Genomic DNA, 15,211 nt, shown 5'->3' on the forward strand with positions numbered 1-15,211 from the left:
GACCTCGCGTCTCCCACCCCGCCGCACCGAGCCCGTACTGGCTGTCGTTGGCAAGCTGTAGCGCCTGGTCTTCTGATGTGAAACGCGTGACCACCAGCACCGGGCCGAAAATCTCTTCGCGACTTAGAGACGCATTGGGCTCTACGTCGACAAAGATGGTCGGGCCGATGGCCGCAGTCAGTTCAGCGTTACGACCATCCAGCAGCAGTTGCCCTTTGCTTTCGCCTTCACGAATAAAGGTGTGTACCGAGTCGGCATGAGCGCAGTCGATTAAGGTGCCCATCGTGGTTGCAGGATCAAGTGGATGCCCCGGCTGCCAGTTTTGCGCCTGCTGTTTTAACAGGGCTAAAAACTCATCGGCGATGCTCTCTTCCAGCAATAAACGGGTTCCGGCGATGCACACCTGCCCCTGGTTGTAGAAGATGCCTGCGGCGGTCGCGCTTGCCGCCTGTTGCAAATCCGGGCAGTCAGCAAAAACGATGTTGGCGCTTTTACCACCTGCTTCCAGCCAGACGCGTTTCATGTTGCTGTCGCCTGCGTCTTTCAGCAGTTGTTTACCGGTACGCGTGGAGCCGGTAAAGGCGATGGCATCGATATCGTTATGACGAGAAAGCGCCTGCCCCGCCTCATGACCAAAACCAGTTACTACGTTCAGCACGCCATCCGGCAGACCTGCTTCTTTCGCCAGCCCCGCAAGGCGAATCGCACTGAGCGGTGATTTTTCAGACGGCTTCAGGACAACGCTGTTACCTGCCGCCAGCGCCGGGCCGAGTTTCCAGCAGGTCAGCAACAGCGGGAAGTTCCACGGGACGATGGCGGCAATTACGCCGACCGGTTCGCGCACAATCATCGCCAGCTCATGGCTACTGGTGGTCGCCACTTCGCCATACACTTTATCGATCGCTTCGGCGTACCAGCGAATGGCGCGCGCCGCGCCGGGAATATCATCACGCAGGCTGTGACGAATCGGTTTGCCGGTATCGAGCGTTTCCAGCAACGCCAGTTCTTCGGCGTTGGCTTCCATTAAATCGGCGAGTTTATTCAACACCGCTTTGCGTTTTGCCGGGACGGCCTGCGACCAGTCGCCGCGTTCAAATACGCTGCGTGCCGCACTCACTGCGCGGTCGATATCGGCGCTTTTACCGCGCGCAATATTCGCTAGCGGCGCCTGGGTGACCGGATCAACGGTTTCGAAGGTTTCGTTTTCCGCCGCAGCGGTATATTCACCGTTAATAAATAAGCGGGTTTCAATGGCGAGACTTAACGCTTTATCCTGCCAGTAAGCCAGATGATGAAAATTCATTATGACTCCTGTTTCACGTCTATCAGATATATGCAGTTTGTGAACGTCAGGGCGCAGAGATCCCCGGGCGATGAACCCGTTTATTTCCGGCGACATTCCTTATATACACTTCATCCTTCAAGCCGCCTCTGCCTTGGCTGCGTTCGCTCCCCCGAATTACTTACCTGAGTAAGCTCATCGGGATTCGCTCACTTGCCGCCTTGATGCAACTTGAATGATTTTGTGTATAGATTGCCGGGCGCATTGCGCTTACCCGGCTTACAGAGCTAAAAGATTAAAACGTGGTGGGTGTATGGGCGCTGATAATTCGGCAAATGCCTGCCGACGTATTGCTGAAACTGTGCGGGATGCCGGTATTAATGGCATAACTTTGCCCCGCGACGAGGTGGTAATCCTGACCATTAATCGTCAGAACAATTTCACCTTCCAGTACAGTGCCTATTTCCTCACCCTGATGCTTAATTCTTTCCCCAGTGGTTGTGCCCGGCTGGTAAGTTTCAAAGATCATCGCCAGCGTGCGATTCGGGTTACCGTTATGAACCAGCTTCATTGACACACCCTGACTGCCCATTTCAATTAAGTCGTCCTGATTAATGACGACCTGCGGCTCATCAGGTTTTTCCGGCTCGGAAAAGAATTCCGAGAGTGACAGTCCATACACCTTCAGCAGCTTTTGCAGCGTACTGATGGCAGGGCTGACTTTATCCTGTTCTATCGTACTGATAGCACTGTGAGTCAGCCCGGAGAGTTCGGCGGCACGACGTTGTGAAAGCCCCTGCTGCTGGCGGATTTCCGACAAGCGTTTTCCTGGCGCCAGTCCCTCATCACTCATATTTGCATTTCCTTAAACTGTAGTGGTCAGAGTCGCTGTTTTTCAGCGATATGATGCTGACAAGCGGTGATAAAGCCCTCGAACAATATACGCGAAAGCGCGTACTCGCTACTGTTCCATTCCGGGTGCCACTGTACGCCCAGCGCGAAAGGATGATTGATGACGCTAACCGCCTCAACTAAGCCATCCGGCGAGCGAGCTTCAACACGCAACCGTGGGCTAACAACCTTCGCCCCTTGTCCATGCAGAGAGTTTACCCAAAAGTTGCTACATTCAGGTAACAGCGCAGACAGTAATCCCCCCTCTTCAACCTGAACTTCATGCGACGGCGCATATTGCTGCTCCACCGGCAGTTCGGGATCTTCCCGATGTTCCAGCAATTCAGGCTGTTCGCACAGCTTGCGATGCAACGAACCTCCGGTTGCCACCACCAGTTCCTGTAAACCCCGGCAGATGGCGAAAATGGGGATGCGCCTTTCGAGTGCGGCATTAATTAACGCCATGCTCAGAAGATCACGCCCGGGATCGGCGTCAGGCTCATCGCCGTTTTCACCATATAGGTGCGGCTGCACATTGCTGGGACTACCAGGAAGATAAATGCCATCGAGTTTCGGCAAAAGTTCTTCAAGTAACGACGGTTCCGCCAGCGCATGTGGTAGCGCAATTGGCAAGCCGCCTGCGTGGATGATGGCATTCAGGTACTTTTCTTGCAGAGTCTGGGTCGCATGACCCTTAAGCCTGTTCCTGCACATTACGACACCGATAACCGGATTGTTCATTATATTTTCCATGCTCAATCTCACAAAGTGGACTAAATTATCGCCACTACTGCGCTTTAAATGACCTTTATGTTCAATATTTTTTCAATCTAGCAGTGAGTTTTCTTTTTTGCAAACTCAATTTAACATTTGACAAACATTTAGTTTGCATACAGATTCGAAGAGTGGTCATTATATTTTACGCTCTGATAACGAGTGGAAAACAAAACCAAAGGCGAAGAATCATGGAAACCAATATCGTTGAAGTAGAGAACTTTGTTCAGCAGTCAGAAGAGAGGCGGGGTAGCGCCTTTACGCAGGAAGTGAAACGCTATCTGGAACACTACCCGAATACGCAATATGTTGATGTTTTACTTACCGATCTTAATGGCTGTTTTCGTGGAAAACGCGTCCCCTTCTCCAGCCTGAAAAAACTGGAGAAAGGATGCTACTTCCCGGCTTCGGTGTTTGCGATGGATATTCTGGGCAATGTGGTAGAAGAAGCAGGGCTAGGTCAAGAAATGGGCGAGCCAGATCGTACCTGTGTCCCTATTCTCGGTTCTTTAACCCCTTCTGCCGCCGATCCTGAGTTTATTGGTCAAATGCTTCTGACCATGGTCGATGAAGATGGCGCTCCCTTTGACGTTGAGCCGAGGAATGTACTCAACCGCCTGTGGCAACAGCTACGCCAGCGCGGATTGTTCCCGGTCGTAGCGGTAGAGCTGGAGTTCTATTTACTGGATCGCCAGCGCGACGCCGAAGGGTATCTGCAACCGCCCTGTGCGCCAGGTACCGATGACCGCAATACCCAAAGCCAGGTCTACTCTGTCGATAACCTCAACCACTTCGCCGATGTGCTCAATGATATTGATGAACTGGCGCAATTACAGCTGATTCCGGCAGATGGTGCGGTCGCCGAGGCTTCGCCAGGCCAGTTTGAAATCAACCTTTACCATACCGATAACGTGCTGGAAGCCTGCGATGATGCATTAGCCCTTAAACGCCTGGTGCGCTTGATGGCGGAAAAGCATAAGATGCACGCCACTTTTATGGCGAAGCCGTATGAAGAACACGCGGGCAGCGGGATGCATATCCATATTAGTATGCAAAATAATCGTGGAGAGAACGTGCTAGCTGACGCGGAAGGCGAAGATTCGCCGCTACTGAAAAAGATGCTCGCCGGGATGATAGATCTGATGCCGTCATCAATGGCATTGCTGGCGCCGAACGTGAACTCATATCGCCGCTTCCAGCCGGGCATGTATGTGCCGACGCAGGCATCGTGGGGTCATAACAACCGTACCGTTGCCCTGCGTATTCCGTGTGGCGATCGTCATAACCACCGTGTGGAGTATCGCGTGGCGGGTGCCGATGCCAACCCGTATCTAGTGATGGCGGCGATTTTTGCCGGTATTCTGCACGGTCTTGATAATGAGCTGCCGTTGCAGGAAGAAGTCGAAGGTAACGGGCTGGAACAGGAAGGCTTACCCTTCCCGATTCGCCAGAGCGATGCCCTGTGGGAGTTTATCGAGAACGATCACCTGCGCCACTATTTAGGCGAGCGTTTCTGTCATGTGTATCACGCCTGTAAAAATGATGAGCTGTTGCAGTTTGAGCGCCTCATCACAGAAACAGAAATTGAGTGGATGTTGAAAAACGCATAGTGCCCCCTTGCGGGGGTTGCCTCATCGGCCTGAGCGGAGCCAGGCCTGACATTTGCTGGTAATCCAGACATTTCCCGGATGTCGCGTTATGGAGCGCAGGCGGCAACGGGCTTCCGTTAACGATTAAGACTGTGACGAGGAAATGAGATGATGCCGATGATGAAATTCCCGCATGGCGAGGGAGGCTGCGTATGCGCTCCCCCTGCGACTGACCGGACTCCGCCCCCTTTGCTTCCCCTGCTAAACAGGTTTGATTTCAGGTCGACGCGACCGCAAACCCGATTACGCAGTGGAGGCAACGATTATGGCTATTAATTCACCGCTGGACATTGCTGCACAACCGGGCAAAACCCGCCTGCGAAAATCACTGAAATTGTGGCAGGTGGTGATGATGGGTCTGGCCTATCTCACGCCGATGACCGTGTTCGATACCTTTGGCATTGTCTCCGGTATCAGCGACGGCCACGTTCCGGCGTCCTACCTGCTGGCGCTGGCTGGCGTGCTGTTTACCGCGATCAGCTACGGCAAACTGGTTCGCCAGTTCCCGGAAGCTGGCTCGGCCTATACCTACGCGCAAAAGTCGATTAACCCACACGTCGGTTTTATGGTCGGCTGGTCATCGCTGCTGGATTATCTTTTTTTACCGATGATCAACGTCTTGTTGGCGAAAATCTATCTCTCCGCCCTCTTCCCGGAAGTGCCGCCGTGGGTGTGGGTGGTAACCTTCGTCGCCATTTTAACCGCCGCGAATCTGAAGAGCGTCAACCTGGTCGCTAACTTCAATACCCTGTTTGTACTGGTGCAGATCTCCATCATGGTGGTGTTCATCTTCCTGGTGGTTCAGGGGCTACATAAAGGGGAAGGTGTCGGCACCGTCTGGTCGCTACAGCCGTTTATCAGTGAGAACGCGCATCTGATTCCGATTATTACCGGGGCGACGATCGTGTGCTTCTCGTTTCTTGGTTTTGATGCGGTGACCACGCTTTCAGAAGAGACGCCGGACGCCGCGCGCGTGATCCCGAAAGCCATCTTCCTGACGGCGGTTTACGGTGGCGTTATATTTATTGCCGCGTCGTTCTTTATGCAACTGTTCTTCCCGGATATCAGCCGCTTTAAAGACCCGGATGCCGCGCTGCCGGAGATTGCACTGTACGTCGGCGGCAAGCTGTTCCAGTCGATTTTCCTCTGCACCACGTTTGTGAACACATTAGCGTCTGGCCTGGCTTCACATGCCAGCGTGTCGCGTCTGCTGTATGTGATGGGGCGTGACAATGTGTTTCCAGAGCGCGTGTTTGGCTATGTGCACCCGAAATGGCGCACCCCGGCGCTGAACGTCATTATGGTCGGGATTGTCGCGTTGTCGGCGCTGTTCTTTGATTTAGTCACCGCTACAGCATTGATTAACTTCGGCGCGTTGGTGGCATTTACCTTCGTCAATTTGTCGGTGTTTAATCATTTCTGGCGGCGTAAAGGAATGAATAAAAGCTGGAAGGATCACTTTCACTATTTGCTGATGCCGCTGGTTGGCGCGCTGACGGTAGGCGTGTTGTGGGTTAACCTGGAGTCAACTTCACTGACGCTCGGTCTGGTTTGGGCCTCGTTAGGCGGCGCATATTTGTGGTATCTGATCCGCCGCTATCGCAAAGTGCCGTTGTATGAAGGTGACAGAACACCAGTGAGCGAGACGTAATGTGTTGGATGCGCTGCGTATTGCCCTGCCTGTTGGCAATACGCAGCGCCATTATCCATAAAAAGATGTATGACCCGGATCACGAGTGCTATCATCCGCCCCTGTGCTTAACGCATTAACCCCAGGGCAAATAATGAACCACGATATCCCACTAAAATATTTTGATATTGCCGATGAGTACGCGACCGAATGCGCAGAACCTGTCGCAGAAGCTGAACGCACGCCACTGGCTCACTACTTCCAGTTACTGCTCACCCGTTTGATGAATAATGAAGAGATCAGCGAAGAAGCTCAGCATGACATGGCCGCTGAAGCGGGGATCAATCCCGCACGCATTGATGAGATCGCAGAGTTTTTGAATCAATGGGGTAATGAGTAATCCTTTATTAAGGCCAGTTCGAGCTGGCTTCTTACGAGCAAGTCAAACGGCACCTCGCTAAGTAGTTCTGTGAGTTATAGTTATAAGAAATCACGGGTACGAATGTTGAACAGATGGCGACGCCACATGTGCAACAACCAACCATACTGCCCTCATTGCGACCCCTGAACACAAACGGTAATGGCAAATGTCATTAAATATTAGTAAGATAGCCTCTTTACATAAAATCCCTTAATATTATGCGCCAGGTATTATCGTCTCTTTTGGTGATTGCTGGACTTGTGAGTGGTCAGGCAATCGCCGCGCCTGAACCCACCCCGCACGCTGATATCCGCGACAGCGGTTTTGTCTATTGCGTCAGCGGACAGGTCAACACCTTTAACCCATCCAAAGCGAGCAGTGGGTTAATTGTCGATACCCTTGCCGCCCAGTTTTATGATCGACTACTGGATGTCGATCCTTATACTTATCGTCTGATGCCGGAACTTGCCGAAAGCTGGGAAGTGCTCGACAACGGCGCGACCTATCGCTTCCACCTGCGTCGCGATGTCCCGTTTCAAAAAACCGACTGGTTTACGCCTACTCGCAAAATGAATGCCGACGATGTGGTGTTTACCTTCCAGCGAATTTTTGACCGTAACAACCCGTGGCATAACGTCAACGGGAGCAACTTTCCCTATTTCGACAGCCTGCAATTTGCTGATAACGTGAAAAGCGTCCGCAAGCTGGATAATCATACCGTTGAGTTCCGTCTGGCCCAGCCGGATGCTTCTTTTTTATGGCATCTGGCGACCCATTATGCGTCAGTAATGTCTGCCGAATATGCGCAGAAATTAGAGAAAGAAGATCGTCAGGAACAACTCGACCGCCAACCCGTAGGCACCGGGCCGTATAAACTGTCGGAAAATCGCACGGGGCAATATATTCGCCTGCAACGTCATGATGAGTTCTGGCGAGGCAAACCGTTGATGCCGCAGGTGGTGGTGGATTTAGGCTCTGGTGGCACCGGACGTCTGTCGAAACTATTGACCGGTGAATGTGATGTTCTGGCCTGGCCTGCTGCCAGCCAGCTATCCATTTTGCGCGACGACCCGCGTTTGCGTTTAACGCTGCGTCCAGGGATGAACGTCGCCTATCTGGCATTTAACACCGCCAAACCGCCGCTAAATAATCCGGCTGTCCGTCATGCGCTGGCACTGGCGATTAATAACCAACGCCTGATGCAATCTATCTATTACGGTACGGCTGAAACGGCGGCCTCTATTTTACCGCGCGCCTCGTGGGCTTATGACAACGAGGCTAAAATTACCGAATACAATCCGGCGAAATCACGCGAACAGTTAAAGGCATTGGGGCTGGAAAACTTAACGCTGAAACTGTGGGTGCCAACACGTTCGCAGGCGTGGAACCCCAGTCCGCTGAAAACTGCCGAACTGATTCAGGCGGATATGGCACAGGTCGGCGTGAAAGTGGTGATTGTGCCGGTAGAAGGTCGTTTTCAGGAGGCGCGGTTGATGGATATGAGCCATGATCTGACGTTATCCGGTTGGGCGACGGACAGTAATGACCCGGACAGTTTCTTCCGTCCGCTACTGAGCTGCGCGGCAATTCATTCGCAGACCAACCTCGCCCACTGGTGCGACCCGAAATTCGACAACGTGTTGCGTAAGGCGCTCTCTTCGCAGCAACTGGCGGCGCGTATTGAAGCCTATGACGAAGCGCAAAGTATTCTGGCGCAGGAGTTACCCATTCTGCCGCTGGCCTCATCATTACGCTTGCAGGCCTATCGGTACGATATCAAAGGGCTGGTTCTTAGCCCATTTGGTAATGCCTCCTTCGCTGGTGTATACCGCGAAAAGCAAGAGGTGAAAAAACCATGATTATCTTCACCTTACGCCGCGTTTTATTATTGATCGTGACCCTGTTCCTGCTGACTTTTGTTGGCTTCAGTTTGAGCTATTTCACGCCACATGCGCCGTTACAAGGCGCTTCACTGGGGAATGCCTGGGTATTCTGGTTTAATGGCCTGATTCACTGGGATTTTGGCGTTTCCAGCATTAACGGACAGCCGATAGCCGAACAGTTAAAAGAGGTTTTTCCGGCAACGATTGAGCTATGCATCCTCGCTTTCGGCTTTGCGTTGATTGTCGGCATCCCGGTTGGCATGATTGCCGGGATTACGCGCCATAAGTGGCAAGATAACTTGATCAATGCCATCGCGTTGCTGGGCTTTTCAATCCCGGTTTTCTGGCTGGCGCTTCTGCTGACGCTGTTTTGTTCGCTGACGCTGGGCTGGCTGCCCGTTTCAGGGCGATTCGATTTGCTGTATGAAGTGAAACCTGTTACCGGCTTTGCGTTGATTGATGCCTGGCTTTCGGACTCTCCGTGGCGGGATGAAATGATCATGAGCGCAATACGCCATATGGTATTGCCGGTCATCACCCTGTCGGTTGCGCCAACAACTGAAGTGATCCGATTGATGCGTATCAGCACTATCGAAGTGTATGACCAGAACTATGTGAAAGCGGCGGCGACCCGTGGTTTGTCACGCTTTACTATTTTGCGTCGCCATGTGCTGCATAACGCGCTCCCCCCCGTCATCCCTCGTTTGGGCTTGCAATTTTCCACCATGCTGACGCTGGCGATGATCACCGAAATGGTCTTTAGCTGGCCTGGTTTGGGGCGCTGGTTAATTAACGCCATTCGCCAACAAGATTACGCAGCGATTTCCGCCGGTGTGATGGTGTGTGGCTCGCTGGTCATTATTATTAACGTGATTTCTGATATTTTGGGTGCTATGGCTAACCCTCTGAAACATAAGGAATGGTATGCCTTACGATAGCGTATACAGCGAGAAGCGCCCACCGGGCACGCTGCGTACCGCCTGGCGCAAATTCTATGGTGATGCCGCTGCAATGGTCGGCCTGTACGGCTGCGCGGGGCTGGCTGTGCTGTGTATTTTTGGCGGCTGGTTTGCGCCTTACGGCATTGACCAGCAATTTCTCGGTTATCAATTGTTGCCACCGTCATGGTCTCGCTATGGCGAAGTCTCTTTCTTCCTGGGGACTGACGACCTCGGACGCGACGTTTTAAGCCGTTTATTGAGCGGCGCTGCGCCTACCGTTGGCGGCGCATTTGTGGTGACACTTGCTGCTACCATCTGTGGTCTGGTGCTCGGCACCTTCGCCGGTGCGACGCATGGTCTACGGTCAGCGGTGCTTAATCATATTCTGGATACCTTACTGGCGATCCCGTCCCTGCTGCTGGCAATTATCGTTGTGGCATTTGCCGGGCCGAGTTTGTCTCACGCGATGTTTGCTGTCTGGCTGGCGCTGCTGCCGCGTATGGTGCGTTCGGTCTACAGCATGGTGCATGATGAACTGGAAAAAGAGTACGTTATCGCTGCTCGCCTGGATGGGGCAACGACGCTGAATATTCTCTGGTTTGCCGTACTGCCAAACATCACCGCTGGACTGGTCACTGAGATCACCCGCGCACTGTCAATGGCAATTCTTGATATTGCCGCGCTGGGCTTTCTTGATCTCGGCGCGCAACTCCCCTCTCCTGAATGGGGAGCGATGCTCGGCGATGCACTGGAACTGATTTATGTCGCCCCGTGGACCGTCATGCTTCCTGGGGCGGCAATTATGATCAGCGTGTTGTTGGTTAACCTCCTTGGTGATGGTGTGCGTCGTGCAATTATTGCGGGGGTGGAATAATGCCGTTACTGGATATTCGTAACCTGACCATTGAATTTAAAACCGGTGATGAGTGGGTTAAAGCCGTTGACCGCGTGAGTATGACCTTAACCGAAGGCGAAATCCGGGGCCTTGTTGGTGAATCCGGCTCCGGCAAAAGTTTGATTGCGAAAGCGATTTGTGGCGTCAATAAAGATAACTGGCGTGTTACCGCTGACCGTATGCGTTTTGATGACATTGATCTGCTGCGTCTTTCCGCGCGCGAACGGCGCAAGCTGGTTGGGCACAACGTGTCGATGATTTTTCAGGAACCACAATCGTGTCTCGACCCTTCTGAACGTGTGGGGCGTCAGTTAATGCAAAACATCCCGGCCTGGACCTATAAAGGCCGTTGGTGGCAGCGTTTTGGCTGGCGCAAACGCCGTGCCATTGAGCTGCTGCACCGCGTGGGGATTAAAGATCACAAAGATGCGATGCGCAGCTTTCCGTATGAGTTGACCGAAGGTGAGTGCCAGAAAGTGATGATTGCCATCGCGCTGGCGAATCAACCACGTCTGCTAATAGCTGACGAACCTACAAACTCAATGGAGCCAACAACACAGGCGCAAATCTTTCGCCTGCTGACGCGTCTCAACCAAAACAGCAATACTACTATTTTGCTTATCAGCCATGACTTACAAATGCTTAGCCAATGGGCGGATAAAATCAACGTGCTTTATTGTGGTCAGACAGTGGAAACCGCGCCAAGTAAGGAGCTGGTGACAATGCCGCATCATCCTTACACCCAGGCGCTGATCCGCGCGATACCGGATTTCGGCAGCGCGATGCCGCATAAAAGTCGCCTCAATACGCTGCCTGGTGCAATCCCGCTTCTGGAACAATTACCCATTGGTTGTCGTCTGGGGCCACGTTGCCCATATGCACAACGAGAATGTATAGTGACGCCGCGCCTGACGGGCGCGAAAAATCATCTCTATGCCTGTCATTTCCCGCTGAATATGGAGAAAGAGTGAGATGATCGAAACGCTGCTCGAAGTGCGTAATTTAAGCAAAACGTTCCGCTACCGAACTGGCTGGTTTCGTCGTCAGACCGTAGAAGCCGTAAAACCCTTGAGCTTTACGCTACGTGAACGCCAGACGCTGGCGATTATTGGTGAAAACGGCTCCGGTAAATCGACGCTGGCGAAAATGCTGGCAGGAATGATTGAGCCAACCAGCGGCGAGTTATTGATTGACGATCATCCGCTGCATTTTGGCGATTACTCCTTCCGCAGCCAGCGGATTCGCATGATTTTTCAGGATCCATCGACCTCGTTGAATCCGCGTCAGCGTATCTCGCAGATCCTTGATTTTCCTCTGCGTTTGAACACCGATCTGGAACCTGAACAGCGCCGCAAACAGATTATTGAAACAATGCGTATGGTCGGGCTGCTACCGGATCACGTCAGTTACTATCCGCATATGCTGGCACCAGGGCAAAAACAACGTCTGGGTCTGGCGCGCGCGCTGATATTGCGCCCAAAAGTTATTATCGCGGATGAAGCTCTCGCCTCGCTGGATATGTCGATGCGTTCGCAGTTGATTAATCTGATGCTGGAGCTACAAGAGAAACAGGGCATTTCTTATATTTATGTTACCCAACATATCGGGATGATGAAGCATATCAGCGACCAGGTTCTGGTCATGCATCAGGGTGAAGTGGTCGAGCGCGGTAGTACGGCTGACGTGCTGGCATCGCCGCTACATGAACTCACCAAACGGCTCATTTCCGGGCACTTTGGCGAAGCGTTGACGGCGGATGCGTGGCGCAAAGATCGTTGATTTTCTGAACCCGCCTTCCAGATAATTCACCTCATTCTGACAAGGGATTAAATCTTGTCAGAATGAGTGGATGGATAAAATAAAATCAAATGCGCGTTATTTAAGACGCAATCTCACCCCGCAGGAACGAAAGCTCTGGCGATATCTTCGCAGCCGACGTTTTGGTGATTTCAAATTTCGCCGTCAACATCCGGTGGGGAGCTACATTCTCGATTTTGCCTGCTGCTCGGCGCGTGTAGTAGTTGAGCTGGATGGTGGGCTGCATGATTCGACAGTTGCCTATGATACCAGGCGCACACGCTGGCTTGAGTCACAGGGCTGGACCGTGCTGCGTTTCTGGAATAACGAGATTGATTGTAATGAGGAGGCGGTGCTGGAGATTATTCTGCAGGAACTGAGTCGCCTGTCACCCTCACCCCAGCCCTCTCCCTGAAAGGGCGAGGGAGCCGACTGAGTCGGGTAGTTGCTGTGGTGAAAACATGGAGTCGGATGGTGAAGAATATTCGGCAAGGACTGAATCGCCGGTCACCCTCTCCCCAGCCCTCTCCCTGAAAGGGCGAGGAAGCCGACCGAGCCGGGTGGCTGTTGTGGTGAAAATATAGAGGCGGATGATAAAGAATATTCGGCCAGGACTGAACTGCCGGTCACCCTCTCCCTGAAAGGACTAGGGGGCTGTATGTGCCTGTTTGTTGCTGGGGTGACAATATTTGCACAATACGATCCCCTCGCCCCTCTGGGGAGAGGGTTAGGGTTAGGGTGAGGGGAAAAGCACCCACCCTGCCCGCGCCCTGCTCCGGTCGGACCTGGCAACTATAGCCACCCACAGCCAGGTTGATTATAATAACCGTTTATCTGTTCGTACTGTTTATTTAAACGACGAATCGCCTGATTTTCAGGCACAACAAGCATCAACAATAAGGATTAAAGCTATGGGTTTTCTTTCCGGTAAGCGCATTCTGGTAACCGGTGTTGCCAGCAAACTGTCCATCGCCTACGGTATCGCTCAGGCGATGCACCGCGAAGGAGCTGAACTGGCATTCACCTACCAGAACGACAAACTGAAAGGCCGCGTAGAAGAATTTGCCGCTCAATTAGGTTCTGACATCGTTCTGCAGTGCGATGTTGCCGAAGATGCCAGCATCGACACCATGTTCGCTGAACTGGGTAAAGTCTGGCCGAAATTTGACGGCTTCGTACACTCTATTGGTTTTGCACCTGGCGATCAGCTGGATGGTGACTATGTTAACGCCGTTACCCGTGAAGGCTTCAAAATTGCCCACGACATCAGCTCTTACAGCTTCGTTGCAATGGCAAAAGCTTGCCGTTCCATGCTGAATCCGGGTTCTGCCCTGCTGACCCTCTCCTACCTGGGCGCCGAACGCGCTATCCCGAACTACAACGTTATGGGTCTGGCAAAAGCGTCTCTGGAAGCGAACGTACGCTATATGGCTAACGCGATGGGTCCGGAAGGTGTGCGTGTTAACGCCATCTCTGCGGGTCCGATCCGTACTCTGGCGGCTTCCGGCATCAAAGACTTCCGTAAAATGCTGGCTCACTGCGAAGCGGTTACACCGATTCGTCGTACCGTTACCATTGAAGATGTAGGTAACTCTGCAGCGTTCCTGTGCTCCGACCTCTCCGCTGGTATCTCCGGTGAAGTCGTTCACGTTGATGGCGGTTTCAGCATCGCTGCCATGAACGAACTGGAACTGAAATAATCGTTCTGTTGGTAAAGATGGGCGGCGTTCTGCCGCCCGATTTCTCTGTTATACCTTTCTGATATTTGTTATCACCGATCCGTCTTTCTCCCCTCCAAACCTTGCGTCAGGATAACGATTTCCTTTACGACCAAGGAGTACCCATGGAACAACGCCACATTACCGGCAAAAGCCACTGGTATCATGAAACGCAATCCAGTACTTCGGAGTATGACGTTTTGCCACTGGTTCCGGGAGCCGCAAAGGTAACCGATCCTTTTCTGCTCGACGTGATCCTTGATGAAGAAACACTTGATCCCTTTCATTCGTGGCTGATCCCGGCGCGTGCTCTTGCTGTAGAGTTCTTCCCCGACCAGCTTGCAGTGACACGCTTACAAACATTCACCGCCTATGAACGCCTGACGACCGCCCTGACGGTTGCCCAGGTCTGCGGCGTCCAGCGGTTATGCAACTACTATTCCGCGCGTCTGACACCGCTTCCCGGGCCAGACTCCTCCAGGGAAAGCAATCATCGGCTGGCGCAAATCACGCAATATGCCCGTCAACTGGCTGGTTCTCCATCTATTATCGACGGTCAGTCCCGCCAGCATCTTAACGATGTCGGGCTTACCGCCTGGGACTGTGTAATTATCAATCAAATCATCGGCTTTGTTGGTTTTCAGGCGCGAGCGATCGCCACATTTCAGGCTTATCTTGAGCACCCGATACGCTGGCTACCCGGTCTGGAAGTGCAAAGCTACGCAGACGGTTCACTTTTTGCTGAAGCATCAACTGGCTGGCGTGCCTGCTACGAAGTGGAGAAATATCCGCAAGAGCGAGAGATGAATGCTCTCCGACAGCTACCATCCGAACTCCGCCAACTGATAGCAATATTGAATCTGCACCCTGCCTCACTTTCACTCTTTGTGACGTTGCTATCCAGTTCCTTGGTAACAACAAAATCCAGCCATCAACTTGCTGCCTTACTCAGTGCACGAATTAACGGGAGCGTTGCCTGTTTCACCTCTTTAATTCATTCAAATGTTGAATATAAAGAAGCAATATGCATTCTGCTTCAGGGCGAAAACGAAATAAACCAATGGGCTGACCGTCATTCTGTTGAGCGCGCTACCGTTCAGGCGATACAATGGCTGACACGAGCACCCGATCGCTTTAGCGCCGCCCAGTTTAGCCCATTACTCGAACATGAAATATCATCAGCTCAGGTTATCAATCTGCTGGTATGGAGCGGGTTTTGTGGTTGGATAAATCGCTTAAAAATCGCGTTGGGTGAAACACATTAACCTTGCTGCGTCAGGCAGAATCGCGTAAAACTGTCAGCCGCTCTAATGGCCACCAAAATAGACAA

15 protein-coding genes are annotated in these 15,211 nt (G+C 52.5%); 12 read left to right on the forward strand and 3 right to left on the reverse strand.

The window, feature by feature from the left end:
- The 3 genes from puuC to puuD all read right to left on the reverse strand — a co-directional run.
- Window positions 1–1,303, reverse strand: a 1,303-nt coding sequence (puuC, locus tag EQY_RS0105010) for an aldehyde dehydrogenase PuuC (protein WP_001009158.1), incomplete at its 3' end; no start/stop codon positions are given.
- A gap of 274 nt (window positions 1,304–1,577) precedes the next feature.
- Window positions 1,578–2,135: an HTH-type transcriptional regulator PuuR gene (puuR, locus tag EQY_RS0105015; RefSeq protein ID WP_001278727.1), complete on the reverse strand. Its 558-nt coding sequence runs from the start codon at window positions 2,133–2,135 to the stop codon at window positions 1,578–1,580.
- A gap of 26 nt (window positions 2,136–2,161) precedes the next feature.
- Window positions 2,162–2,926 carry a gamma-glutamyl-gamma-aminobutyrate hydrolase gene (gene puuD / locus EQY_RS0105020; RefSeq protein ID WP_024212411.1) on the reverse strand — a complete coding sequence of 255 codons (765 nt, stop codon included), beginning with the start codon at window positions 2,924–2,926 and terminating at the stop codon, window positions 2,162–2,164.
- 212 nt (window positions 2,927–3,138) lie between these two features.
- On the opposite strand from puuD, the gene puuA reads away from it, so the two are divergent.
- The 12 genes from puuA (at window position 3,139) to EQY_RS0105085 (ending at window position 15,146) form a co-directional block, all read left to right on the forward strand.
- Window positions 3,139–4,557 (forward strand): glutamate-putrescine ligase, encoded by a 1,419-nt coding sequence (gene puuA, locus EQY_RS0105025; protein ID WP_000449624.1) that lies wholly within the window; start codon window positions 3,139–3,141, stop codon window positions 4,555–4,557.
- 150 nt (window positions 4,558–4,707) lie between these two features.
- Complete coding sequence (locus EQY_RS26065; RefSeq protein WP_123058409.1) at window positions 4,708–4,872, forward strand: YmjE family protein; 165 nt, start codon at window positions 4,708–4,710, stop codon at window positions 4,870–4,872.
- Window positions 4,862–6,247, forward strand: a complete 1,386-nt coding sequence (gene puuP / locus EQY_RS0105030; RefSeq protein ID WP_024212412.1) for a putrescine/proton symporter PuuP — start codon at window positions 4,862–4,864, stop codon at window positions 6,245–6,247. The genes EQY_RS26065 and puuP overlap by 11 nt, the downstream gene beginning before the upstream one ends.
- A gap of 133 nt (window positions 6,248–6,380) precedes the next feature.
- Window positions 6,381–6,626, forward strand: a complete 246-nt coding sequence (locus EQY_RS0105035; protein WP_001015108.1) for a YmjA family protein — start codon at window positions 6,381–6,383, stop codon at window positions 6,624–6,626.
- 239 nt (window positions 6,627–6,865) lie between these two features.
- Window positions 6,866–8,506, forward strand: a complete 1,641-nt coding sequence (gene sapA / locus EQY_RS0105045) for an ABC transporter substrate-binding protein SapA (RefSeq protein ID WP_001250190.1) — start codon at window positions 6,866–6,868, stop codon at window positions 8,504–8,506.
- Window positions 8,503–9,468: a putrescine export ABC transporter permease SapB gene (gene sapB, locus EQY_RS0105050; protein ID WP_000583301.1), complete on the forward strand. Its 966-nt coding sequence runs from the start codon at window positions 8,503–8,505 to the stop codon at window positions 9,466–9,468. Before sapA ends, sapB begins: the two co-directional genes overlap by 4 nt.
- Complete coding sequence (gene sapC, locus EQY_RS0105055) at window positions 9,455–10,345, forward strand: peptide ABC transporter permease SapC (protein ID WP_001146145.1); 891 nt, start codon at window positions 9,455–9,457, stop codon at window positions 10,343–10,345. Before sapB ends, sapC begins: the two co-directional genes overlap by 14 nt.
- Complete coding sequence (gene sapD / locus EQY_RS0105060) at window positions 10,345–11,337, forward strand: peptide ABC transporter ATP-binding protein SapD (protein ID WP_001128858.1); 993 nt, start codon at window positions 10,345–10,347, stop codon at window positions 11,335–11,337. The genes sapC and sapD overlap by 1 nt, the downstream gene beginning before the upstream one ends.
- A 1-nt stretch (window position 11,338) precedes the next feature.
- Complete coding sequence (sapF, locus tag EQY_RS0105065) at window positions 11,339–12,145, forward strand: peptide ABC transporter ATP-binding protein SapF (RefSeq protein ID WP_000573415.1); 807 nt, start codon at window positions 11,339–11,341, stop codon at window positions 12,143–12,145.
- A 70-nt stretch (window positions 12,146–12,215) separates the two neighbouring features.
- Window positions 12,216–12,578, forward strand: coding sequence for a DUF559 domain-containing protein (locus tag EQY_RS0105070; protein ID WP_000357907.1), 363 nt, complete (start codon window positions 12,216–12,218; stop codon window positions 12,576–12,578).
- A 496-nt stretch (window positions 12,579–13,074) separates the two neighbouring features.
- On the forward strand, window positions 13,075–13,863 hold the full coding sequence (gene fabI, locus EQY_RS0105080; RefSeq protein ID WP_000506490.1) for an enoyl-ACP reductase FabI: 789 nt from the start codon (window positions 13,075–13,077) through the stop codon (window positions 13,861–13,863).
- 143 nt (window positions 13,864–14,006) lie between these two features.
- Window positions 14,007–15,146, forward strand: a complete 1,140-nt coding sequence (locus tag EQY_RS0105085; protein ID WP_000437862.1) for a CMD domain-containing protein — start codon at window positions 14,007–14,009, stop codon at window positions 15,144–15,146.
- The last annotated feature ends 65 nt before the right edge of the window (window positions 15,147–15,211 follow it).

Origin of the sequence: Escherichia sp. TW14182 (assembly GCF_000208525.1) — a bacterium.
GTDB classification, from domain to species: Bacteria; Pseudomonadota; Gammaproteobacteria; order Enterobacterales; family Enterobacteriaceae; genus Escherichia; species Escherichia ruysiae.